A 21,855-nucleotide genomic window follows, 5' to 3' on the forward strand; every position below is an offset into this window, starting at 1 on the left:
GGGGGCCAGGCGGCAAGATCTGACGCCTGCGCCTAGGGGCGTGCCGCGTTCGGACCGGCAGGGTGTCGGCTGGGCTGTTACGCTTATGGGCAGCCGAGCTGAAAATCGGTCGAAACGTGCAGGGCGCAGCCCAGTGTTTGCGTCTATCTGCGAGTCAAACAAAAAAGGAGCACGTCACATGGCAAAAGATCCTGCGCAGGGGAAAGCCCCGCCAGCAGAGAGCCTGGATAGCATTCCAGCCCCGACCGGGGCAGCGAACCTGATCGACACCGACTATGTCATCGGCCAGGACAACATCAAGGGTCGCTTCCTCTTCAACCTGGACATCCATGGCAAGGTGTTCACCATCTCGGCGCTGCTCAGCGTGCTGTTCGTGGTCCTGACCCTGGCCCTGCAGAGCGAGGTCGAGCCGCTGTTCACCGCCCTGCGCAACTGGCTGACCAGCAACCTGGCCTGGTTCTTCCTTGGTTCGGCGAACATCTTCGTGCTGCTGTGCGTCGGCCTGATCTTCTCGCCGCTGGGCCGGGTGCGCCTGGGTGGCAAGGAAGCCACCCCGGACTACACCTACAAAGGCTGGTTCGCCATGCTGTTCGCTGCCGGCATGGGTATCGGCCTGATGTTCTATGGCGTGGCCGAGCCGATGTCGCACTACGGCTCGTCCCTGGGCGGTACCAGTGTCGGCGAGGACGGTGTACGCACCGACTGGGCGCCCCTGGGTGCCGCGGCCGGCGACGAGCAGGCCGCCGCCAGCCTGAGCATGGCCGCCACCATCTTCCACTGGGGCCTGCACCCCTGGGCGATCTACGCCATCGTCGCCCTGTCCCTGGCACTGTTCTCCTTCAACAAGGGCCTGCCGCTGAGCATCCGCTCGATCTTCTATCCGCTGCTCGGTGAGCGGGTCTGGGGCTGGCCGGGGCACCTCATCGACATCCTCGCGGTGCTTGCCACCCTGTTCGGCCTAGCCACCTCCCTTGGCATCGGCGCGCAGCAGGCATCGGCCGGGCTGGAGTATCTGTTCGGCATCCAGTCCAACGACACCAGCATGGTGTTGCTGGTGGTGGGTATCACCGCGATCGCCCTGGTCTCGGTGATGGCCGGCCTGGACAAGGGGGTCAAGCGCCTGTCGGAAATCAACATGGTGCTGGCGGCGCTGCTGCTGCTGTTCATCATCGTGGTCGGTCCGACCCTGGCGATCATCACCGGCTTCTTCAGCAATCTGGGCAGCTACCTGGTCAACCTGCCAGCCCTATCCAACCCGATCGGCCGCGAAGATGCCAACTTCAGCCAGGGCTGGACCGCCTTCTACTGGGCCTGGTGGATCAGTTGGTCGCCGTTCGTCGGTATGTTCATCGCCCGCGTCAGCCGCGGCCGTACCGTGCGCGAGTTCCTTATCGCAGTGTTGCTGGTGCCTTCGCTGGTATCGGTGCTGTGGATGACCGCCTTCGGCGGCACGGCGCTCAGCCAACTGCTCGGTGATGGCTTCACCGGGGTGCAGGATGCCGCGCTGGAGCTGAAGATGTTCGCCATGTTCGGCGAGCTGCCACTGACCGAGATCAGCTCGTTCGTCGGTATCGTCCTGGTGATCGTGTTCTTCGTCACCTCGTCGGACTCCGGCTCCCTGGTGATCGATACCATCACCGCCGGCGGCAAGGTCAATGCGCCGGTGCCGCAGCGCGCCTTCTGGGCGATTCTGGAGGGTGTGGTGGCCATCGCCCTGCTGCTCGGCGGTGGCCTAGTGGCCCTGCAGGCGATGGCGGTGTCCGCTGGCTTCCCCTTCACCATCGTGCTGCTGGTCGGCTGTATCTCCATCGTCAAGGGACTGATGTCCGAGCCGCGCTGAGTGGGCAGCTGAGGCTGTTCGCTAGCACGCGCTACCGATAAAGGCGCACCCAGGCGGGTGCGCCTTTTTTCATTGCCAGAGTTCGCCGACCGCGATGCTCCCGGCGTCCATTCGCGCCACCTGGGCCTGCAGCAATTCGGCGGTGGCCAGGGCATCGGTCAGGGCATGGTGTGCCTGGTACAGCGGCAGGCCGTAGCGCAGGCGGCTGTCGGCCAGGCGGATCGACACCGGCTTGCGGCCCATCATCCGGTCCAGCCAGCCGGGCCGATGCTTGCCGCGGTGCAGCCGGGCTTCCAGCTGCATGGTGTCGATCAGCGGAAAATGCAGGCCTTCGCCGATCAGCTGGCGCATGGCCTGATCGAGAAAGCCGCGCTCGATGCGCTGGTAGTGCACCACCATCACCTTGCCGGCCATGACGGCCAGCAGTTCGTCGAACACGCTGGCCAGCGGCGGTGCGTCGCGGATGTCCGAATGGGTGATGTGATGGAAGGTTACCGACTGGCTGCTCAGCTCGCACGCCGGCTTGACCACCCAGTAGCGCGCCTGGCCGCAGCGGATGCGCCGCAGGTTGAACGGCACCAGGCCGAGGCTGACGATCGAATCGCGCTGGCTGTCGAGGCCGGTGGTTTCCACGTCCAGGGCCAGCAGAGGTACGTCTTCCAGCGGCGTATCCGCGCTTACGGTGCCTGCCTTATAGAAGCGCGATAGCCGTTCATCACGGGTTTTGGCCGCGAGTTCGCCGAGGATGTTCTGCCAGTCGGGGATGCTCGATTTGCCGTCCCTGAGCAGGGTGCCTGGCAGGCTCACAGTGGCCGCCCCGCTTCCTGTCCCGGATAGCGGAAGCGCAGGAACTTCTGCGCATTGCTCAGCACCTGGAAGGCCGACTTGAGGCTGTGCCGGTCGGCGGCGGAGATGTGCTCCGGCTCGATGTAGTTGTCCGGCTCGCGGCCTTCCTGAATGTCCATGGCCTGGTGGCGTATGCGCACGATGGAGAGAAACTCCAGGGCATAGCGCAGCTGGGTGATGGCCTCTTCGGTGAGCAGCTTGGTCTCGGCGATGGCGTCCAGGCGTTCCAGGGAGTTCTGCGCCTTGGAGCCGCAGGCCAGGGCATGCACGCGGATCAGGTCGGTGAGCGGCGCGGTGCCGCGGCCCTTGAGGTTGATGATGTTGTTCTGCTGGCCATCCTTTTCCATCACGAAGGTGCGGAAGAAACCCAGGGGCGGCGTGCGGTTGAGGGCGTTGCGCGCCAGGCTGGCGAGGAACAGCGGGTTGCTGCTGGCCTTCTCCGCCAGCAGCGCCTTCAGGCTTTCGGCCAGCGCGGCTTCGCCATAGACGCTGTCCAGATCGAAGAAGATGCAGGCGTTGAGCAGGGTTTCCGGGTTGGGGCGTTCGATCCACTGGGTGAAATAGCCCTTCCACACCCGCAGCGGCTGGCGCCATTTGGGGTTGGTGGCCATGATCCCGCCCTTGCAATAGCTGTGGCCGCAGGCCGCCAGGCCGTCGCTGACGAAGGTCGCCAGCTTGAGGAAATACTCGTCGTGCACCCGCGGGTCGAAGCGGTTGTCCAGCACCAGGGCGTTGTCCTGGTCGGTGACGATCAGCTGCTCATCCCGGGCCATCGAGCCCAGCGCCAGGAAGCAGTAGGGCACCGGTGGCGGGCCGAGCTCCTGCTCGGCCAGCTCGAGCAGGCGCTGGGTCAGGCTGCGGCCGATGCCGGACATGGCGCTGCCGATCATATGGGCGTTGGCCTGTTCGTTGACCAGGCGCAGGAAGGTCGCGCGCAGGTCCGGCAGCAGGCCCTGCAGCTCCGCCACCGACTGCCGGTTGAAGATGTTGTTGACCAGGTACAGGCTGCTCTGGGATTCGTAGCGGATGATGTCGGAGAGGTTGATCACCCCGACCGGCCGCTGGCGGTGCACCACCGGCAGGTGATGGATGTTGTTGCGCAGCATGCACAGCATCGCCTCGAACACAGAGTCCTCGGCCTGGATGGTGATCGGATCGGGTGACATCACCTGGTCCACCGGCGTGTCCAGGGCCAGGCCCTCGGCCAGTACCCGGGTACGCAGGTCGCGGTCGGTGGTGATGCCGGCCATAACCTGGGTCGGGCCGCTGTCGCCGGCGGCCTTGGTGCCAAAGATCACCAGGGAGGAGACGCCGTGCTCGGTCATCATCCGCGCGGCGTCCTGCACCGAGGTGCCCAGGGGCACGCTGACGGTGCGCCGGGTGATCAGCTTGCGCACCTCCGTGCTCATCAGCTCGGTGGCGTTGCCCTGGGGCGCCTCGCGTGGCTTGAGGCGTGACACGCCCTCGGCTTCGACGAAGTCGGCAAAGGCGTCATTCGCCTCGCAGAGTTGCTCGAACATGGCGCCGGGGATGAAGTAGATCAGGCTGTCTTCGATGGCGCGGGCCGGCAGGCGTACCTTGTGCCCGCGCAGCAGGCCGAACTGGCCGAACACTTCGCCCTCGGCCAGGCGGTTGTACAGTTCGCCGTTGCGCCGGTAGATCTCCACCGCGCCGCTGCGGATGTAGTGCAGATCCTCGATCGGCGCGCCGTAGCTGAGGATGTCGCTGCCGGCCTTGAAGTAGCCGACCTCCACCTGGCGGGCGATCTCGTCGAGGGTTTCCTCCGGCAGCGCATCGAAGGGCGCATGGCGGCTCAGGTGGTCGCGAATTTCGATCTGTTCGACCTGCATGCGCTCCTCGTAGGCTGATGTCTCGGGTCAAGGCAAGACCTTAACCGCTATTGCGTCATTGTGCCTGCTGCGCTGCGCCGACGCGAGATTGCTGGCCGGTCCGCGGGCCCTTCATTGCCGGGCCCGGCAGTGGCTCATGCCTGTCCGTCCCAGCGGCTTTTGGCCACCGCGTCGTGGGCATGCAGGCTCTCGGCGTGGATCACTTGCAGGGTGAAAGCGCGAATCCCGTGCTGCTCGCGCATCGCCTGGTGCAGGCGGCGAGCGGCGTCCTCGCAGAACATCAGGTTCTTCCCGTTCGCCAGGGCGAAGGCCTGCTCGTCGGCGCGCTTGACCGCCGTCTGCAGGGCGGTACCCAGTGCCGCTTCGGCAGCATCCACGAGGCGAAGCACTGGCAGGGTCTCCAGCGTCGGCTCGAGGCACAGCTGCAGGCGCGCCTCGCTGCGCTGGCTGTGGGGGGTGGCAAGGATGCCGCTGGAAGCGCCAAGCCAGGCGACTATGTCGGCATGCTCGAGCGGTCCTTGGGCAAAATCCGCGAGAAACTTTTGCTGAATCAGTTGCCGCGCCAGCGCCGCCGAGCACGGGCAGGTCGAGGAATAGCCGAGCGTCAGCTGCAGTTCCACGTGAAACCCCGTGTCGTCCAGGCGGGTGTTGAGTGCCAGCGGGTAAGCCTTCCATCCGGCCAGCGGGCTGACGAGCGCCGGGCGCTTGAGCAGCAGTTCACCGCGCAGGTTCAGATAGGCACGTTGCGACAGGCCAGCGTGGCTGCCTAGGAACTGGCGCAGCACCGCTTGCAGGGTCGGAAGGCTCAGCTCCTGCTGCTCCAGGGCCTCCAGCGCCAGGTACAGGCGCGACATATGGATGCCCCGCGCATTGGCATCGTCCAGGCTGACCCCGGCGTCCACCCGACAGTCCAGCGGCTTGCCGGCGAACAATACGGGCAAGGCTATCTGCTGCATGCCGACGAAATCCAAGGTGGGCAGAGCCCGGGGGCTGGTCTGGGCGGCGATATCGGGCAGGCTGAGGTCGGTCATCGTATTTCCGGAATGGTTGTGAACTAAAGTGTTATGTTATAACAGATAAAAGATGCAACCCTGACGAGACCCGACCGTGCTCAGCGAATCCGAACTGCTCGCCATGCCCGCCAGTGCCTACATGAACGACACGCAGAAGGCGTTCTTCCGCCAGCGCCTGATCGTGCAGCGCGGTGAACTGCAACGACGCATCGACGAGGAATTCGGTGAGCTGCGCGAACAGCAGCAGGCCAGCGATCCGGCCGACCTTGGCAGTGCCGAGGAGCAGCGGCAGTGGCAGCTGCGCCAGCTTGAGCGCGAGAAGAAGCTGCTGGACAAGATCGACGAAGCCCTGGAGCGCCTGGCCCGCGGCGAGTACGGCTGGTGCAGCGAGACCGGCGAGCCGATCGGTTTGCGCCGCCTGCTGCTGCGGCCCACCGCCAGCCTCTGCGTCGAGGCCAAGGAGCGTCAGGAACAACGCGAACGCCATATCCGTGATGTGCGAGGAACCCCCAATGGATAACCGTCTACCCGTAACCGTGCTGTCCGGCTTTCTCGGCGCCGGCAAGAGCACCCTGCTCAACCATGTGCTGAGGAACCGCGAGGGGCTCAAGGTCGCGGTGATCGTCAACGATATGAGCGAGATCAATATCGATGGCCGCGAGGTCCAGCGCGATGTCAGCCTGAGCCGCGCCGAGGAGCGGCTGGTGGAGATGAGCAACGGCTGCATCTGCTGCACGTTGCGCGAAGACCTGCTCAAGGAAGTCGCGCGGCTGGCGGCGGAGGGGCGCTTCGACTATCTGCTGATCGAATCCACCGGCATCTCCGAACCCTTGCCGGTGGCCGAGACCTTCACCTTCCGTGACGAACAGGGCCAGAGCCTGGCCGACCTGGCGCGTCTCGACACCCTGGTCACCGTGGTCGACGGGCTGAATTTTCTGCGCGACTACCATGAGGCCGAAGACCTGGGCAGCCGTGGCGAAACCCTCGGCGAGGAGGACCAGCGTTCGATCACCGACCTGCTGATCGAGCAGGTGGAGTTCGCCGATGTCATCCTGATCAGCAAGATCGACCTGATCAGCCAGGCCGAGCGTGAAGAGCTGACGGCCATCCTGCGCAGCCTCAATGCCCATGCCGAGGTGCATGCGATGAGCATGGGCGCGGTGCCCTTGGAAAAGGTCCTCAACACCGGGCGTTTCGATTTCGAGCGTGCGGCCCAGGCGCCTGGCTGGCTCAAGGAACTGCGTGGCGAGCACGTGCCGGAAAGCCAGGAGTACGGCATCGTCTCCAGCGCCTACCGCGCGCGTCGTCCGTTCCACCCGCAGCGCTTCTTCGACTTCCTCGGCCGCGAGTGGAGCAATGGCCGGCTGTTACGCTCCAAAGGCTTCTTCTGGCTGGCGAGCAAGCCGCGCGAAGCCGGCAGCTGGTCCCAGGCCGGTGGCCTGATGCGCCACGGTTTTGCCGGGCGCTGGTGGCGCTTCGTGCCGAAAAGCCAGTGGCCAGAGGATGAACAGGGGCTGCAGGCAATCATGCAGAACTGGCAGGCGGATGTCGGCGATTGTCGCCAGGAGCTGGTGTTCATCGGCCAGCACATCGACTTCGCCCGGCTGCATGCCGAGCTGGACGCCTGCCTGCTCGACGACACGGAAATGGCCCAGGGCGAGCAGTCCTGGACCAGCCTGGCGGACCCCTTCGGTCCCTGGGTCGAGGAGGACGCCGCCTGATGCATGCGCTCCTGTATCGACAGCCGCCCACCCAGATGCTCGGCGAGCAGCTGGAGGTGCTCACCGAAGTGCTGCGCGACGAGGTCAACCTGGCGATCTGGCAGCGTCGCCTGCCGGCGCAGATCGCCGACTTCGCCGGCCTGCTGCTGGCCCAGGGGCATGCCCTGGGGCAGACGTTGGTCCTCGACCTGGCGACCAGCGAGAGCCAGCCCGAGCTGACCGGCCTGCTTGCCGAGTACAGCGACCTGCCGGGTCAGGCCGTCTGTCTGGCCGATATTGCCTGGCTGGTCGGCGCCTTCGCCTGCCTGTTCGATGCCAGGCGCATCGGCCTGCGCCTGCGTGCGCTGGACCGGGCGATGTGCCCGCGCTTTCACGTCGACCATGTGCCCGTGCGGCTGATCACCAGCTATGCGGGGCCGGGCAGTCAGTGGCTGGCGGAAGGCGCGATGCTGCGCCAGCGGCTGGGCGATCCCAACGCGGAGCCGCAGGACCCGGCGCTGATCAACGGCAGCCAGGCCGGGCATGTGCTGTTGGCCAAGGGCGAGAAATGGTCGGGTAACGAGGGCCGTGGGCTGATCCACCGCTCGCCGCAGCCGCTCGGTGGCGAGCGTCGGCTGCTGCTGACCCTGGACTGGCTGGCGTAGTCGGGCCGGCCTTTAGCGGGCCATCCACACGCCCTTGTTCTGCCCTTCGCAGAAGGGCTTGAGGTAGGTGGCGTCGCTGCTCACGCCGTAGTAGTGGATATCCTGCTGGTACGGTGTGCCGCCGACCCTGGCATTGCGGCAGACGCCGAAGGCGCCCATCGGGCACTGCTCGACGAAGGCCACTTCGACCTTCTGCCCCTTGAGCTGCGGCTGGCAGAAGCCGTTGCGAAACAGCTGCGGCGGGATGCTGCGGTTCTGCTGGCAGACCTTGACGTCCAGGCGCTCGGCCTGGCTGTGGATGACGCAGGCCTCGCCCCAGGCCAGGGTGGACAGGGCGCAGAGGCTCAGCAGCGCTAGACGACGCATCGAATCGACTCCCGGTGAAGATGCCGGCGACTCTAGCACGACGCGATTTCCGCGTCTGCGCAGCACGCCGGGGCTTCTCCTCCCGGCCCTTTGACCGCACCATAGGCCCATGCTGAAGCACATCCCCACGCACCTGATCGGCGGCCCCCTGGGGGCCGGCAAGACCAGCCTGATTCGCCAGCTGCTGGCGCAGCGGCCGGCCCATGAACGCTGGGCGGTGCTGATCAATGAATTCGGCCAGATCGGCCTGGATGCCGCCCTGCTGGAAACCGACGCCCTGGGCGTGGCCCTCGGCGAGGTGGCCGGCGGCTGCCTGTGCTGCGTCAACGGCGTGCCCTTCCAGGTCGGGCTGGGTCGCCTGCTGCGCAAGGCCCGGCCGCAGCGCCTGCTGATCGAGCCCTCCGGCCTCGGCCATCCCGTGCTGCTCCTCGAACAACTGCGCCAGCCGCCCTGGGCCGGGGTCCTGGCCGTGCAGCCCCCGGTACTGGTGCTGGACGCTGCGGCGCTGGCCGCCGGTCAGGCCCTGGCGGACAGCCAGCAGGCGGCGCTGGCCAGTGCCGGGCTGCTGTTGCTGAACAAGGCCGAGGACCTGGACGAGGCGGCCAGGGCCAGGGTGCAGGCCCAGCTACCCGCGTGCGCGCTGCACTGGACCAGCCAGGCGGCGCTGGACCTGGCGCAGTTGCCCGGATATGCCCGCGAGGTGTCGGACGGCGGCGATCTGGCGGGATTGCCGGAAGCGTCTGCGCCGCTGCCGCGCATCTGGCGCACGCCTGCCGAGCCGATCTGCCAGGTCCAGGCGCTGCCCGAGGGCTGGAGTATCGGTTGGTCCTGGCACCCGAGCCAGCGCTTCGCCCAGCGCGCCGTGCAACAGTGGCTGGCGACCCTATCCTGGCGCCGCGCCAAGCTGGTGCTGCACAGCGACGCTGGCTGGTGCTCGGCCAACGCCCTCGACGGTCAGCCGCTGCGCTGGCAGGCCAGCGCCTGGCGCAAGGACTCGCGCCTGGAGCTGATCTTCGCCGCCCCCCAGGACGTCGACGCGCTGCGTCAGGCCATGGCCGCCTGCAGGGGCTAGTGTCCACGGCTTGTCGGCGGCGCCGAAGCCGACAAGCAGAACCGATTGGTCATCCGCGCCGGCCTGATAAGCTTGCCCGTCGTTCCCACCGCCGAATACAGCCATGCATCTAGAGTCCTGGTCCCACGCCTGTTCCGCCGGTTTTACCCTGCGTGGCTGGAACAGCCCGCCCTCGGGCAAGCCGCTGCTGCACTTCCTGCATGGCAACGGCTATTGCGGGCGGGTCTATGAGCCGCTGCTGGAACGCCTGGCCGAGGATTTCGACCTGTGGCTGTGCGATGTGCAGGGGCATGGCGACAGCGACCACGGCGGCCGTTTCCACGGCTGGAACCGCAGCGCCGAGCTGGCCCTGGAGGCTTTCGCCGCCGGGCGTGAGCAGTTTGCCGAGGTGCCGGCCTTCGCCGCCGGACACAGCTTCGGCGGCGTGCTGACCGGCCTGATGCTGGCCCAGCAGCCACAGCTGTTCCAGCGCGCGGTGCTGCTCGATCCGGTGCTGTTCACCCCGGCGATGATCGGCGTCATGGCGCTGTCCGATGTGGTTGGCCTGAGTCAGCGCAACACCCTGGCCAGCAAGGCGCGCAAGCGGCGCCAAAAGTGGCCGGATCGCCTCGCCGCCCATGCCGCCCTGCACGGCCGCGGCATGTTCCGCGGCTGGACCGAGGCGGCGTTCGAGGCCTATATCAATCATGCCCTGCGCGACACCGAGGAAGGCGTCGAGCTGAAATGCCGGCCGAGCCGCGAGGCGGACATCTTCTCCTCCTTCCCCAAGCGCCTGTGGCCGTCGCTGGCCAAGGTGGTGACGCCGACCCAGGTGCTCTATGGCCAGGCCAGCTATCCCTTCGTCGCCAAGTCGGTGGCGCGCTGGTGCGCCAGCAATGCTCATGTCCACGCCCAGGTGGTCCAGGGCGGCCACTGCTTCATGCAGGAGCAGCCCGATGACTGCGCCGAGCGGGTGCTCGCATTTCTCGTGCCCTGAAGTGGTCCAGGGCGCTGCGCTGTCTTGGTCGGAAGGTGCGCGCCTCAGCCCTCGCGCTCGCGGCGCCAGCGCTCCAGCTCGATCACCTGGGGATTGTCCGGCGGCGGGGCGTTGAATGGATGGGGCTCCAGTTCGATGCGCCCGAGGTGCTGGCCGAACATGACGATGCTGCCGACATGGCGCTGTTCGCCGGTGACGGTGAACTCGAAGCCATAGACCCGCGCCAGGCGCTTGCGGCCGCGGGCGTCGGCCAGCAGGGTGATCTTGCGCAGGGCGACATTGCCGTCGAGCAGCTCGACCTCGGCCTTCGCGCAGTGCTGCTTGACCAGGGCCAGGGCGCGCTCGCGCAGGCCGTGGGCGTGCCACAGCCAGGCGCCGGCGGTGGCCAGCAGCATCAGGACGAAGATATTGCCGAGGGTCAGCATGGTGAGCTCCAGGTAGCCGCGTGCATCTGCTGCGGATAGCCCGCATTCTGCCAGGGTGCCGGGGTGGCTGTCTTGGCCGTGGCCTCAGTCCTCGTCCTTCAGCTCCTGGTAGCGCTGCTCCAGTTCCTGGCGAATCGCCCGGCGCTGCCGGCCCTGGGCGAAGCGCCGCTGCTCCTCGACGGTTTGCGGCTGGCGCACCGGCACCGCGATGGGCTTTCCCTTTTCGTCCACTGCGACCATGGTGAAGAAGCAGCTGTTGGTGTGGCGCACCGAGCGCTCGCGGATGTTCTCCGTCACCACCTTGATGCCGATCTCCATGGAGCTGCGGCCGGTGTAGTTGACCGAGGCGTGGAAGGTCACCAGCTCGCCGACGTGGATGGGTTCGCGGAAGGTCACCTGGTCCACCGACAGGGTCACCACGTAGCAGCCGGCGTAGCGGCTGGCGCAGGCGTAGGCGACCTCGTCGAGGTACTTGAGCAGGGTGCCGCCGTGCACGTTGCCGGAAAAATTGGCCATGTCCGGGGTCATCAGTACGGTCATCGACAGCTGGGCGTTTCCGGCTTCCATGGTTGGGCTCTGTGTGGCTGAGGGGATACCCTTCTGAACGAATCAGGGGGACCGCGGGTCACGCTCGAGCTGGGCAAGTCCGGGCGCGGCCGAGCCGTCTGCGCCTACTTGCCGGCGGAAAGCCCGAAGTCGATGGCCAGGTCGGCGCCGGTGATCGCCTCGGCATGGGGCTGGCACAGGTACCAGACCATCTCGGCGACTTCCTCCGGACGCAGGAAGCGCGCCCCCCGGCCCTGCGGGTAGAGGCTCAGCAGCTCGCGCTTGTAGGCCGTGGGGTTGCCGTTGCCGTAGCGCTCGGCCTGGTAGTCGAGCATCGGCGTGGCGATATCGCCGGGCGACACCGCATTGACCCGCACCCCGTGCTCGGCCAGCTCCAGGGCCAGGGTCTTGCTCAGCATCACCAGCGCCGCCTTGCTCGCGCAGTAGGCCGCCGAGCCGCGATAGGCCTGGCGTCCGGCGTCGCTGGCGATATTGACGATGCAGCCGCGAAATTCCTTGAGGTGCGGGATGGCCGCCTGGCTGAGGTAGAAGGCGGCCTTGAGGTTGACGCCCATGACCAGGTCGAAATCCTCTTCGCTGAACTGCGCCACCGGCCCCTCGCGCCAGACCCCGGCGGCATTGATCACCGCGTCCAGGCGCCCGGTGCTGGCCATCACCTTGGCGATCAGTTCATGGCAGTTGTCGGCGCTGCGCAGGTCGGCGGTGCTGCTGAAATCCAGTGGCACCTGGCCATTGAGCGCATGCAGGCCGCCCTTGTCGACATCGGTGGCCGTGACCCGCCAGTGACTCTGCGAGAAGCGCTTGGCGATGGCGCGGCCGAGGCCGCCGGCGGCGCCGGTGATGAGGATAACGGGCGTGCTCATGGGGCGGTCCTCCTGGGCTAAATTCAATCAAGTCTAGGAAAGTGCAAGCACTTAGCGTCGCCTGGCTGGCCGGGCGAGCCTCCTTGGGGGGTGAACTGCTGCGTCGAGTAGGCGCTCGCTGTTTCAAATTCTTGCGATCAGGGAGCCATATTATTTTGAACGAAATGTTCGATTATCAGCACATCATCTGTTCGCGGTTCCGGTTGTGTCAATGCTTAGGCTTCGCGCGCTGTGCCACAGACTATAAGGCGGGACATTCAGATACCCAATGCGTTGACCTAGGCTTGTTCAACTTGGCCGATGCTGCTTGCTCAGTTGGCGCTGTCGCCATGGCCTTCGATGTAGACGCGGACTTGTGATTTCGAAAGGGGCCTGGCAGGAGCGCCAAGCATCCGGGGGAAATTGTGCCGCCTGCTGGGGTAGGCGGGTATCGTCGACTGGTGAGTGCCTACAGCCAAACTCTGGCCCGCGAGCGCGGGCCGAAGCTTGTGCACTTCATGCCTAGAAGTTGTAGCGAACTTTGGCCGTGAAGGTGTCCGACGCGTAGTCGCTCTTCTCCAGGCGATCGTAGCTGGCGCCTACTGTCAGCGCGCCGAGGCTGTAGTCCGCGCCGATGCCAACTTCATAGCTGTCGCGTGCTGGCCTTGCGCCGGAGGTGGAAAACGGTGTTCCGCCGAGCACGAAGCTGGAGGTGCTCTCGCTCTTGTCGGCGCCGAAGTCGTGGTATGCCATCAGCCTGATCTCGGGAACCAGCGTGCCCTGACCTGCATCCATGTTGCCTGCCAGACGCACACCAGCACCGAGTTCTGCCGCCTCATGTGTCTGGCCATCAACTTTCAGCGCGGCCGACGAGCCGGACTCGCTGTAGCCGTCGATTTTTATCTGGCTGAAGCGTGCGGCAAGACGTGGTTCGACCAGCAACGCACTGCTCAGGGGGTAGGCGTAACCAGCCATCAGATTGAGGCCAAGCAGATTAGTGTCGTAATTGCCCTTGGCAACCGTGGTAGCGATCTGGCGCTTGCTCGCGTTGTCGTTGAAACCGGCGGTCACGCTGGCATCGACGAAGACGTTGCCCTCGCTATAGCCCCCGTACAGGGTGATGGCGTGACTATCCACCTGGGTGGTGTTTCCGTTATCGCCGTTCACGCGGCTGTCGAGGTAGCTGTAGGCCACGCCAAGTGTGGTCCGGTCGTCGATCTTGCCATCGGCGCCGACAATGACGCCGTCGGTGCGAGCCGTATAGCCCGCCACGCCGTCACGCAGGTCTTGGTTGGCTTCGCTGTGCAGACCCTGGAGCCAGACACCGGTTTCCTTAAAGGCGTCACCCGACGCCATGCCGCGAGTGGAGCTGCTGCGCGCGCCAGTGGCACCTGCCACCTTGTTCTGGCTGCCTGCCGCTGCCTGAACCGCGCCAGCGGTATTCTGTGGCTGCAACTGTTCGGCCAGCTTGGCCAGCTTTACCGGATCGTTACCGGCAGCAATAAAGGCTTGCAGCACCGGATCGTTCGGGTTGCTCAGGGCCAGCTGATTCATACCAGTGACGAAGCTCGCGGTAGCGACCTGCGCGTTGCCGGTGGCACCTGTCTGCCTGATGGCTTCGGCTACCTGGACAGAGCTCTTGGTGCTGACTTTGGCGGTCACCTCGTTGCCTTGTGCCACAAAACTATCGACATTCAGAAAGGCCGAGCTACTGGTCACCGACAGGCCATTGTGCTCGAGGGCGCCGGCTTTGATGAGCTTGTATTCTTTGGCCTGAGCGCTGAAGTCGCTGCCCTGGGCAGCCAGTTTGATTAGCGCCCCTTGGGCGAACTCAGCCGTGCCAGCGACATCCAAAATGGCCTTGCTCGGGTCGGTTGTGCGGCTCAGGTTCAGACCAAGCGAGGAGTTACCGGCGACATAGATGTTGCCGTCCAGGCGGGTATGGGGGAGGCCCAGCTCGAAATGACCGACGCGCTTGTCGGAGGTGCTGCCAACATCGATCCAACCGCTGTGTGCCATATCCTTCATGCGGATATGGGCGTCTTCGCTGTCGCTGCCAGTGAAGGTCACATTGCCGTAAATTTCGATATTACTCAGGTCGATTAGGTTGCCGGTGATACTGCCGCCAGTTGCGGTCAGATAGACCGGGCCGCTTGCCTCGCTTGCATCAATGGCGCGACTCTGGGAAGACATGACGCCGCTGTTGGCGATTCGCAGCGGAGAGCGAGCTGTGCCGCCTTCGATGCTGAAAGTGCCGATTTGAATAGCGGCGCCTTGCCCTTCGATCGAACCGGTGTTGCTCACATGAGTTTGTTCGTTGCTGTCGTATGTCATACCGTCGAGCAGCAGGCCAATCGAGTTCTTACCCAGCGCGATGATTCGGCCGCTGTTTTCGATTTCGCCCATGAAGAAAGGCATGACGAGAGTGGCCGACTCTGTAGCGGTTACATCGATAGCGCGGGCATCTTCACCAATGGCCTGGATCAGGCCGTGGTTAATCAGTTTGCCTTCAAGATCGCTGCCCATCAGCAGCATCCCCTTGGCCTTTTGGCCCTCCGCCAGGATCTTACCGCTGGCGGTGTTGATCAGGTTTCCGCTGATCTGAGACATGCCGGAGAACTCGAGCGCTCGGACGCCTTCGCCCCAATGCACGCCACCAGTGGCGCTCAGGATGCCTTGGTTGACGAGGTTACCTTCGATGTTTGCGGGATCCAAAAGCATGGCGGCGGCGCCACCGCCGGTGACCGAGATGCTGCCCTTGTTGATCAGGCTGCCGCTAATATACGGCACTGGCGTCGCGTCATTGGTCAGGCCCAGACCCAGGCCGCCAGCGTTATCGCCGTAGGCATCGATTGTGGCGTTGAGGATAAGGTCGCCGTCGATGTCGATGCTGTTGAGTTCGATCGCATCTTGGTCGCTGTTGCTGCTGGTAAAAGCACCGATGACTTCGACGCTTTCGTTGAAGCTATCCTCGTTTAGCTCGATCCCGAGGTTGGTGAGAGAAAGGCTTATCGCGAGGGCCGGCGTGACTGCGCCGGTCACGGCCAGGGCGAGGAGGGTCTTGCAGAAAGAGACAGACGGCATTGTTCATCCTTGGGTGCGAGATCGTTTTCAATCGCTTCCGTGCGAGGCATCTGTGGAGGGTTGCGTCGGTTGTCAGGCCTAGTGGCGAGACGCCCCGGACAAAGCGCGCGGATAGTAGCCAAAAATATGGCCATTTGATATCTGCCATCCGGAAATTTTCTGTGCTGTCTGGACCCTCGCTTGGAGGCCGGGCAACCGACGGCCCGTTGCCTGCTACCCCCTTGTACCAGTTGCTGACTGCTGAGCCGCTCAGCTCTCCAGCCAGACGTCGCGGACCCAGTGCCACACCGACTCCCAGGATTCATCCTCATTGATCTCGCCGGTGTCGGCCTCCCACAACAATACGGTGCCGTCTTCTTCCACGACGTAGTAGTTGCCCTGGTCTTCACACAGCGGCACATACTCTCGCGGAACCCCGAGGGACCAGGCGGTGGCGGCGACTTCCGGTAGGTAGGTGTGTGACTGCGGGTCGGCGGCGGTCACCGGCTCCAGGCGGCCGTAGACCACGTCGCTGACGGTGAGCAGGAATTCGCGCAGGGCATAGGGCAGGTGGATGAGGATCTGTTCCTGGATATCCACAAGGGTTTCCTCGTCCGGAAGTTCCAACGGCACCGGTACCGGCTCGTTCAATTCGCGCAGCTGATCGATCACTTCTTCCACGACAACAGGTCCTCATGCATGGGGATGGGCTTTATACAGCAGCCGATGCCGCGAGGATAAAGCACAGTCGGTGTCCGTGCTCACCCCTGGTCCGGGCGGCGGGCCAATGCCTTCGCGCGCATAGGCCCGTAACTGCTGTTGGCGGCCGCTGCTAGCATCAAGTGTTCTGCCTGATGGGGCCCCGGCAACTAGAATTCAAGCATGAGCCGGTCGCTCATTTGCAGCCCGCAGCGCGGGCGTGAACCGGAGGTGCATCATGCATATGGCAGCAACAGTCCAGCGCAGCCTGGAGCGAGCGCAGATTAAATTCGATATCGTGCCCCACCCGCATTCGGAGAGCAGCCTGGAATCGGCGCGAGTCGCCAGCGTGCCGGCCGAGCGTCTGGCCAAGCCGGTGATCCTCGACGACCGCAAGGGGCACTACCTGATGGCCGTGCTCCCGGCCAACCGTCACCTGGACATGAGCATGGTCTGCAAGGGCGACGAGCTCTGGCAGCTGAGCAGCGAAGCGGACATCGCCGGCCTGTTCAAGGACTGCGAGCTCGGTGCGGTGCCGGCGGTTGGCGAGCCCTACGGGATGAACATGCGGGTCGATCCGCTGCTGACCCGCCAGCAGGACATCTACTTCGAGGCCGGCGATCACGAGAGCCTGGTGCACATGAGCACCGAGCAGTTTCTCAAGCTGGTGCCCCGTGCCGAAGTCTGCGAGCTGTGCCCGCAGGCCTGAGGCGCCGCGGCCGCCGATCTACTATCGGCGTCGCTCCATCGCCTGTCGGCGCCGTCATGGCACAGGCAAGAAGCAGGCTGGCCGGCGCTGACGCCTGGACATAAAAAACCCCAGGCAGGCCTGGGGTTCGCGCTGTACCGGGAACCGGTCAGTTCTGGCGGATGCCCGCCACCAGCCACGGCTGGTTGTCGCCGACGGCACGCTCCAGACGCCAGCTTTCGCTGAAGGCCTCGCCCTGGTCGAAGCGCGAAGTCTTCGACACGCCGCTGAAGGTCAGGGTGGCCACGGTCTTGTCGCTCATGTCGTCGACGCCGTCCAGCTGCACGTCGAGGTTGTCGATGTAGGTCGACTGGAAGCCGTCGCCCAGCTCGGCGCGCTCGCGCTTGAGGAAGTCCAGCAGCTGCGGGGTGACGAACTCGGCGATCTTGTCCATCTCGTTGGCGTCCCAGTGCTGCTGCAGGCTGAGGAAGTGCTCGCGGCCGGCGCTGACGAAGCTCTGCTCGTTGAACCAGGCCGGGGCGTTGATCACCGGCTTGATCGCGGCGCTGCCGCCGCCGAACACCGGGTTGGCGGCGGCCGGCATTTCCCGCTGGTAGGGCGCGCCACCGGCCATGGCCGGCTGGGCCTGACGGCGGCGGGCGGCGAGGAAGCGGAACAGCAGGAAGGCGATCAGGCCGAAGATCAGCATGTCCATGATCTGCAGGCCTTCGAAGCCGTCACCCATGAACATCGAGGCCAGCAGGCCACCGGCGGCCAGGCCGGCCAGTGGGCCGAGCCAGCGCGAGGCGCCGCTGGCAGCGGCAGGCTGACGACCGGCGGTCGGCGCGGTGGCGGCCGACTGGCCTTGTGGCGCAGCCTGGCGAGTCTGGTGGCTCGGCGCGGAGCCGAACGACTTGCCGCCGCCCAGGCGCTTGGCTTCGGCTTCGAAACTCATGGTAAGGCCCAGGCTCAGGCACATGGCCAGGGCGATGCTGAGGAAACGCTGCATGATCGGTCGTCTCTTGGTGGTTGGAACGCTGCACGGCATCTTGCACGGCCAGGGCGATTAAGGCCAGCCGCAGAGTGTTTCGGACTTTTGCCTATTGTCGGTTCCGCCGCCGCTGGCCATCGCGCTAGGGGCTCGCAGAGAGGCGCCGAATCAGGTTCAGGGCCGCAACAGCATCAGCAAGGGGCCGATGCGCAGCTGCCGGCGCAGGTAGGCGCGCAGCTCGGCCGGCTCCTCGTCGGGGTGGCGAAGCCAGTGCAGCACCGTGCGCAGGTAGGCGCCGCTGAGCAGGCTCTCTTCGGCGACCCGATGCAGGTGAATGGCCTCGCGCTGCGCCGCCTCGCGCCACCACTGCACGGTGCGGCTGACGCGCAGCAGGCCGAGCACCTGCAGGTGGATGTGCCCGGGTTCCAGCTTGTACAGCAGCATCTGCCCGGTCACCTCACGGTGGGCGGCGAGGCAGTCGAGCCAGGCGATCAGCAGTTCTTCCAGGCGCCTGGCCGGGTCCAGGGTGATCAGGTCGGCGGCCGTCGCCCGGGTCAACAAGGCGTGGTCGGCGCGGTCGAACCAGGCCTCGACCAGTTGATCCTTCTCCCGGTAGTGCAGGGCGATGCTGTCCAGGCCGACGCCCAACTGGGCGGCGACGTCGAACAGGTGCAGGCGCTCCCAACCGCAGACATCGGCCAGTTCCAGCGCGGCGTCGAGGATCTTCGGCGCGGTGACGGTGGTTTTCTTCATCGGCTCACCTCGTTTCAGAGTATGGGCCGGGCGCGCAGAGGGGCAGGGCGGAAACGACAAACGGAGCCCGAAGGCTCCGCTTGCATGGTGTGGCAGTCAGGCGCGGGTGCGCTCAACGCCAGTTGTACAGCTCCTTCTCGGACAGCTGGTGCATCTGGGCGACCTGGGCCTGGAAGGCTTTCATCGAGGCCCAGATGCGTCCGTTCAGCTCGCTCTGTGCGGCCAGCTCACCGAGTACTTCCTCGGACTGGAACTGCATGGCCTGCAGCACCTCGTCGGGGAAGCGCTTGAGCAGGGTGCCCTGCTGCTTGAGCTGATCCAGGGCCATGGCGTTGTGGTAGACGTAGTCGTCCAGCATGTCCTGGTTGGCGGCGCGGGTCGCCTCGGTGAGGATCGCCTGCAGGTCGGCCGGCAGGCTGTCGAGGGCCTTCTGGTTGATCAGCAGCTCGAGCACCGCCTGGGGCTCCTGCCAGCCCGGGTAGTAGTAGAACTTGGCCGCCTTGTGCAGGCCGAAGGCCAGGTCGTTGTAGGGGCTGACCCAGTCGGTGGCGTCGATCGCGTTGGTCTGCAGGGCGGTGAATATCTCGCCGCCGGGCAGGTTCACGGTGGTCGCGCCGAGGCGGCTGAGCACCTCGCCGCCGAGACCCGGCATGCGGATCTTCAGGCCCTTGAGGTCATCCAGGGAGTTGATTTCCTTGTTGTACCAGCCGCCCATCTGCATGCCGGTATTGCCCACCGCCAGTGGCTTCACGCCAAAGGGGGCATAGGCCTCGTCCCACAGCTGCTGGCCGCCACCCTTGCTCAGCCAGGCGTTCATCTCCGGGGTGGACAGGCCGAACGGCACGGCAGTGAAGAACTGCGCCGCCGGTACCTTGCCCTTCCAGTAATAGGCGGCGCCATGGCCGAGCTCGGCGGTGCCGCGCGACACCGCATCGAACACCTCCAGCGGCGGCACCAGTTCGCCACCGGCGTAGACCTTGATGGTCAGGCGGCCGTTGCTCATGGTCGCGACCCGCTCGGCCAGGCGCTCGGCGGCGGTGCCCAGGCCAGGGAAGTTCTTCGGCCAGGCGGTGACCATCTTCCATTGATAGGTCTGTGCTTGCTCGGTCGCGGCTTGCTCAGTGGTGGCTTTTTCGTCATTGCAGCCGGCCAGACCGATGGCGGCGAGCAGCGCCGCAGCGGCGCCGAACAGGAAACGGCGGTTCATCGAATATCTCCCCAATTGCGCGGTGGTGTGGTTGTTGGTCTTGTTAAAGCGCTTGCAGCTTGGCGTAGCTGAGCATCAGCCACTTGCTGCCTTCGTTCTCGAAGTTCACCTGGACCCGGGCCTGGGCCCCGGCGCCCTCGAAGTTGAGGATGGTGCCCTCGCCGAACAGCGAGTGCTGCACGCGCTGGCCGAGGCTGAAGGCGGTTTCCGGTACGGCGCTGCCGGCGAACATGCTGGCGCCGCTCATGTTGCGGCTGCTCGCGCCCAGGGGGCGGCTGACGCTGTTGGACAGGCGCACTTCCTGGATCAGTTGTGGCGGGATCTCGCGGACGAAGCGCGACACCTTGTTGTAGGTCTCGCTGCCGTACAGGCGGCGGGTCTCGGCGTAGGTGATCACCAGCTTGTGCATGGCGCGGGTGATGCCGACGTAGGCCAGGCGTCGTTCTTCCTCGAGGCGCCCGGGTTCTTCCAGGCTCATCTTGTGCGGGAACAGGCCCTCTTCCATGCCGACCAGGAACACCTGGGGGAATTCCAGGCCCTTGGCGCTGTGCAGGGTCATCAGCTGGATGCTGTCTTCGTTCTCCGCCGCCTGGGTGTCGCCGGCCTCCAGCGAGGCGTGGCTGAGGAAGGCCTGCAGCGGCGACAGCTCGTCGTCTTCGTCGTTGTCGAAGGCCCGCGCGGCGCTGACCAGTTCCTCGAGGTTCTCGATGCGCGCCTGGGCCTTCTCGCCTTTTTCCGCCTTGTGGTAGGCGATCAGCCCGCTCTGCTCGATGACCGTCTGGGTCATCAGGTGCAGCGGCATGCTCAGGACCTTGGCGGCCAGGTTCTCGATCAGCTCGATAAAGCCGGCCAACGCGCCAGAGGCTCTTCCCGGCAGGGCCTTGGCGGCGACCATCAGGCGGATCGCCTCCCACATCGAGACCTCATGGGCGCGGGCGTATTCGCGGATCGCCTCGACGGTCTTCTCGCCGATGCCGCGCGCCGGCACGTTGATCACCCGTTCGAGCGCCGCGTCGTTGCCGCGGCCGTCGAGCAGGCGCAGGTAGGCCATGGCGTTCTTGATCTCGGCGCGCTCGAAGAAGCGCTGGCCGCCGTAGATGCGGTAGGGGATCTTCTCGCGCAGCAGCGCCTCTTCCAGCACCCGCGACTGGGCGTTGGAGCGGTAGAGGATGGCGATCTCGCTGCGCTTGAGGCCTTCCTTGCGCAGGGCGTCCTCGATGGTCTCGACCACGTAGCGGGCTTCGTCGTGTTCGTTGAACGCCGCGTACAGGCTGATCGGTTCGCCGTCGCCGCCTTCGGTCCACAGCTCCTTGCCCAGGCGCCCCTGGTTGTTGGCGATCAGCGCGTTGGCGGCCTTGAGGATGCCGGCGCTGGAGCGGTAGTTCTGCTCCAGGCGGATCACCTCGGCGTCCTTGAAGTCGTCGGAGAACTGCTGGATGTTCTCGATCCGCGCGCCGCGCCAGCCGTAGATCGACTGGTCGTCGTCGCCCACCACCATCAGGCTGTCACCGCCCTTGGCCAGCAGGCGCAGCCAGGCGTACTGCACGGCGTTGGTGTCCTGGAACTCGTCGACCAGAATGTGGCGGAAACGCCGCTGGTAGTGCTCGAGCAGGCCGGGCTTGTCGCGCCACAGGTCCAGGGCGCGCAGCAGCAGCTCGGAGAAGTCGATGACCCCGGCGCGGGCGCAGGCCGCCTCGTAGGCTTCGTAGATCTTCAGCATGGTGGCGAGGAACAGGTCGCCGCCGGGCTGGATGTTGTTCGGCCTCAGGCCCTCGTCCTTCTGCCCGTTGATGAACCACTGAGCCTGGCGCGCCGGCCAGCGCTGCTCGTCCAGGCCCAGCTCGCGGATCACCCGCTTGACCAGGCGCTGCTGGTCGTCGGAATCGAGGATCTGGAAGTTCTCGGCCAGCCCGGCTTCCTGCCAGTGCGCGCGCAGCAGGCGGTGGGCCAGGCCGTGGAAGGTGCCGACCCACATGCCGGCCGGATTCATCCCGAGCATCTGTTCGATGCGCGCGCGCATCTCGGCGGCGGCCTTGTTGGTGAAGGTCACCGACAGGATGCTGTGCGGCGAGGCACGCTCGACCTGGATCAGCCAGGCGATGCGGTGCACCAGCACCCGGGTCTTGCCGGAGCCGGCGCCGGCCAGGACCAACTGACGGCCCAGGCCGGCGGCTACGGCCTGGCGTTGGGCATCGTTGAGGGAATTGAGGAGAAGCGAGAGGTCGTCATGCATCGCGGCATTCTAGGGGGCGGGGCCAGGCAGGGCAAACCGCGACGCATGTCGGGCTGGCG

The 21,855-nt window shown here is 65.6% G+C and carries 20 protein-coding genes; 7 read left to right on the forward strand and 13 right to left on the reverse strand.

The genetic code is table 11. The annotated features are described in order from the left end of the window. The first annotated feature begins 178 nt into the window (after nt 1–178). Nucleotides 179–1,840, forward strand: a complete 1,662-nt coding sequence (locus LPB260_RS05470) for a BCCT family transporter (RefSeq protein ID WP_208707698.1) — start codon at nt 179–181, stop codon at nt 1,838–1,840. 69 nt (nt 1,841–1,909) lie between these two features. Here LPB260_RS05470 and LPB260_RS05475 read toward each other — a convergent pair whose 3' ends face one another. The 3 genes from LPB260_RS05475 to folE2 all read right to left on the reverse strand — a co-directional run bounded on the left by LPB260_RS05475 (nt 1,910) and on the right by folE2 (nt 5,567). Beyond that, nucleotides 1,910–2,647, reverse strand: coding sequence for a 3'-5' exonuclease (locus tag LPB260_RS05475; protein ID WP_371926112.1), 738 nt, complete (start codon nt 2,645–2,647; stop codon nt 1,910–1,912). Then, the gene (locus LPB260_RS05480) at nt 2,644–4,536 is read right to left on the reverse strand and encodes a DUF294 nucleotidyltransferase-like domain-containing protein (RefSeq protein WP_208707699.1); all 1,893 of its coding nucleotides are present in this window, start codon (nt 4,534–4,536) and stop codon (nt 2,644–2,646) included. The genes LPB260_RS05475 and LPB260_RS05480 overlap by 4 nt, the downstream gene beginning before the upstream one ends. Nucleotides 4,537–4,670: 134 nt before the next feature. Continuing rightward, the gene (gene folE2, locus LPB260_RS05485; protein ID WP_208707700.1) at nt 4,671–5,567 is read right to left on the reverse strand and encodes a GTP cyclohydrolase FolE2; all 897 of its coding nucleotides are present in this window, start codon (nt 5,565–5,567) and stop codon (nt 4,671–4,673) included. A gap of 103 nt (nt 5,568–5,670) precedes the next feature. On the opposite strand from folE2, the gene dksA reads away from it, so the two are divergent. From dksA to LPB260_RS05500, 3 genes are read left to right on the forward strand one after another with little or no spacing between them, the layout of a single operon-like run. After that, entirely contained in the window at nt 5,671–6,069 is a 399-nt protein-coding gene (gene dksA, locus LPB260_RS05490; protein ID WP_208710064.1) for an RNA polymerase-binding protein DksA, read from the forward strand. Next, nucleotides 6,062–7,270, forward strand: a complete 1,209-nt coding sequence (gene zigA, locus LPB260_RS05495) for a zinc metallochaperone GTPase ZigA (RefSeq protein ID WP_208707701.1) — start codon at nt 6,062–6,064, stop codon at nt 7,268–7,270. The genes dksA and zigA overlap by 8 nt, the downstream gene beginning before the upstream one ends. Continuing rightward, nucleotides 7,270–7,914 (forward strand): DUF1826 domain-containing protein, encoded by a 645-nt coding sequence (locus tag LPB260_RS05500; protein WP_208707702.1) that lies wholly within the window; start codon nt 7,270–7,272, stop codon nt 7,912–7,914. Before zigA ends, LPB260_RS05500 begins: the two co-directional genes overlap by 1 nt. A gap of 12 nt (nt 7,915–7,926) precedes the next feature. Here LPB260_RS05500 and LPB260_RS05505 read toward each other — a convergent pair whose 3' ends face one another. Next, the gene (locus tag LPB260_RS05505) at nt 7,927–8,280 is read right to left on the reverse strand and encodes an NADH:ubiquinone oxidoreductase (RefSeq protein WP_208707703.1); all 354 of its coding nucleotides are present in this window, start codon (nt 8,278–8,280) and stop codon (nt 7,927–7,929) included. Nucleotides 8,281–8,389: 109 nt separating this feature from the next. Between LPB260_RS05505 and LPB260_RS05510 the strand changes: the two genes are divergently transcribed. Next, nucleotides 8,390–9,352, forward strand: coding sequence for a GTP-binding protein (locus tag LPB260_RS05510; protein WP_208707704.1), 963 nt, complete (start codon nt 8,390–8,392; stop codon nt 9,350–9,352). 103 nt (nt 9,353–9,455) lie between these two features. Further along, the gene (locus LPB260_RS05515; RefSeq protein ID WP_208707705.1) at nt 9,456–10,328 is read left to right on the forward strand and encodes an alpha/beta fold hydrolase; all 873 of its coding nucleotides are present in this window, start codon (nt 9,456–9,458) and stop codon (nt 10,326–10,328) included. Nucleotides 10,329–10,372: 44 nt separating this feature from the next. On the opposite strand, the gene LPB260_RS05520 is transcribed toward LPB260_RS05515, so the two are convergent. From LPB260_RS05520 to LPB260_RS05540, 5 genes are all read right to left on the reverse strand, one after another. Next, nucleotides 10,373–10,753, reverse strand: a complete 381-nt coding sequence (locus LPB260_RS05520) for a DUF3301 domain-containing protein (RefSeq protein ID WP_208707706.1) — start codon at nt 10,751–10,753, stop codon at nt 10,373–10,375. 84 nt (nt 10,754–10,837) lie between these two features. Continuing rightward, nucleotides 10,838–11,320 (reverse strand): acyl-CoA thioesterase, encoded by a 483-nt coding sequence (locus LPB260_RS05525; protein WP_208707707.1) that lies wholly within the window; start codon nt 11,318–11,320, stop codon nt 10,838–10,840. Nucleotides 11,321–11,424: 104 nt separating this feature from the next. Then, the gene (locus tag LPB260_RS05530; protein WP_208707708.1) at nt 11,425–12,183 is read right to left on the reverse strand and encodes an SDR family NAD(P)-dependent oxidoreductase; all 759 of its coding nucleotides are present in this window, start codon (nt 12,181–12,183) and stop codon (nt 11,425–11,427) included. Nucleotides 12,184–12,684: 501 nt separating this feature from the next. Further along, nucleotides 12,685–15,246 carry an autotransporter outer membrane beta-barrel domain-containing protein gene (locus LPB260_RS05535; RefSeq protein ID WP_208707709.1) on the reverse strand — a complete coding sequence of 854 codons (2,562 nt, stop codon included), beginning with the start codon at nt 15,244–15,246 and terminating at the stop codon, nt 12,685–12,687. A gap of 249 nt (nt 15,247–15,495) precedes the next feature. Then, on the reverse strand, nt 15,496–15,906 hold the full coding sequence (locus LPB260_RS05540) for an SMI1/KNR4 family protein (RefSeq protein WP_208707710.1): 411 nt from the start codon (nt 15,904–15,906) through the stop codon (nt 15,496–15,498). A 256-nt stretch (nt 15,907–16,162) separates the two neighbouring features. Between LPB260_RS05540 and LPB260_RS05545 the strand changes: the two genes are divergently transcribed. Further along, nucleotides 16,163–16,633 carry an aminoacyl-tRNA deacylase gene (locus LPB260_RS05545; protein ID WP_208707711.1) on the forward strand — a complete coding sequence of 157 codons (471 nt, stop codon included), beginning with the start codon at nt 16,163–16,165 and terminating at the stop codon, nt 16,631–16,633. 148 nt (nt 16,634–16,781) lie between these two features. Here LPB260_RS05545 and LPB260_RS05550 read toward each other — a convergent pair whose 3' ends face one another. The 4 genes from LPB260_RS05550 to uvrD all read right to left on the reverse strand — a co-directional run bounded on the left by LPB260_RS05550 (nt 16,782) and on the right by uvrD (nt 21,796). Next, nucleotides 16,782–17,621 carry a Tim44 domain-containing protein gene (locus LPB260_RS05550; RefSeq protein ID WP_208707712.1) on the reverse strand — a complete coding sequence of 280 codons (840 nt, stop codon included), beginning with the start codon at nt 17,619–17,621 and terminating at the stop codon, nt 16,782–16,784. A 156-nt stretch (nt 17,622–17,777) separates the two neighbouring features. Then, entirely contained in the window at nt 17,778–18,356 is a 579-nt protein-coding gene (locus LPB260_RS05555) for a TetR/AcrR family transcriptional regulator (RefSeq protein WP_208707713.1), read from the reverse strand. A 112-nt stretch (nt 18,357–18,468) separates the two neighbouring features. Next, nucleotides 18,469–19,563, reverse strand: coding sequence for a TRAP transporter substrate-binding protein (locus LPB260_RS05560; RefSeq protein ID WP_208707714.1), 1,095 nt, complete (start codon nt 19,561–19,563; stop codon nt 18,469–18,471). A 43-nt stretch (nt 19,564–19,606) separates the two neighbouring features. Then, nucleotides 19,607–21,796, reverse strand: a complete 2,190-nt coding sequence (gene uvrD, locus LPB260_RS05565) for a DNA helicase II (RefSeq protein WP_208707715.1) — start codon at nt 21,794–21,796, stop codon at nt 19,607–19,609. Between the last annotated feature and the right edge of the window lie 59 nt (nt 21,797–21,855).

Source organism: Pseudomonas sp. LPB0260 (genome assembly GCF_013388395.1).

Coding starts and splice junctions, on each gene's coding strand:
- LPB260_RS05470 (WP_208707698.1), top strand. CDS start 179: ATGGCAAAAGATCCTGCGCAGGGGAAAGCCCCGCCAGCAGAGAGCCTG.
- LPB260_RS05515 (WP_208707705.1), top strand. CDS start 9,456: ATGCATCTAGAGTCCTGGTCCCACGCCTGTTCCGCCGGTTTTACCCTG.
- LPB260_RS05480 (WP_208707699.1), bottom strand. CDS start 4,536: ATGCAGGTCGAACAGATCGAAATTCGCGACCACCTGAGCCGCCATGCG.
- LPB260_RS05520 (WP_208707706.1), bottom strand. CDS start 10,753: ATGCTGACCCTCGGCAATATCTTCGTCCTGATGCTGCTGGCCACCGCC.
- LPB260_RS05535 (WP_208707709.1), bottom strand. CDS start 15,246: ATGCCGTCTGTCTCTTTCTGCAAGACCCTCCTCGCCCTGGCCGTGACC.
- uvrD (WP_208707715.1), bottom strand. CDS start 21,796: ATGCATGACGACCTCTCGCTTCTCCTCAATTCCCTCAACGATGCCCAA.
- LPB260_RS05510 (WP_208707704.1), top strand. CDS start 8,390: ATGCTGAAGCACATCCCCACGCACCTGATCGGCGGCCCCCTGGGGGCC.
- LPB260_RS05550 (WP_208707712.1), bottom strand. CDS start 17,621: ATGCAGCGTTTCCTCAGCATCGCCCTGGCCATGTGCCTGAGCCTGGGC.
- LPB260_RS05545 (WP_208707711.1), top strand. CDS start 16,163: ATGCATATGGCAGCAACAGTCCAGCGCAGCCTGGAGCGAGCGCAGATT.
- zigA (WP_208707701.1), top strand. CDS start 6,062: ATGGATAACCGTCTACCCGTAACCGTGCTGTCCGGCTTTCTCGGCGCC.
- folE2 (WP_208707700.1), bottom strand. CDS start 5,567: ATGACCGACCTCAGCCTGCCCGATATCGCCGCCCAGACCAGCCCCCGG.
- LPB260_RS05555 (WP_208707713.1), bottom strand. CDS start 18,356: ATGAAGAAAACCACCGTCACCGCGCCGAAGATCCTCGACGCCGCGCTG.
- LPB260_RS05500 (WP_208707702.1), top strand. CDS start 7,270: ATGCATGCGCTCCTGTATCGACAGCCGCCCACCCAGATGCTCGGCGAG.
- LPB260_RS05560 (WP_208707714.1), bottom strand. CDS start 19,563: ATGAACCGCCGTTTCCTGTTCGGCGCCGCTGCGGCGCTGCTCGCCGCC.
- LPB260_RS05525 (WP_208707707.1), bottom strand. CDS start 11,320: ATGGAAGCCGGAAACGCCCAGCTGTCGATGACCGTACTGATGACCCCG.
- dksA (WP_208710064.1), top strand. CDS start 5,671: ATGCCCGCCAGTGCCTACATGAACGACACGCAGAAGGCGTTCTTCCGC.
- LPB260_RS05505 (WP_208707703.1), bottom strand. CDS start 8,280: ATGCGTCGTCTAGCGCTGCTGAGCCTCTGCGCCCTGTCCACCCTGGCC.
- LPB260_RS05530 (WP_208707708.1), bottom strand. CDS start 12,183: ATGAGCACGCCCGTTATCCTCATCACCGGCGCCGCCGGCGGCCTCGGC.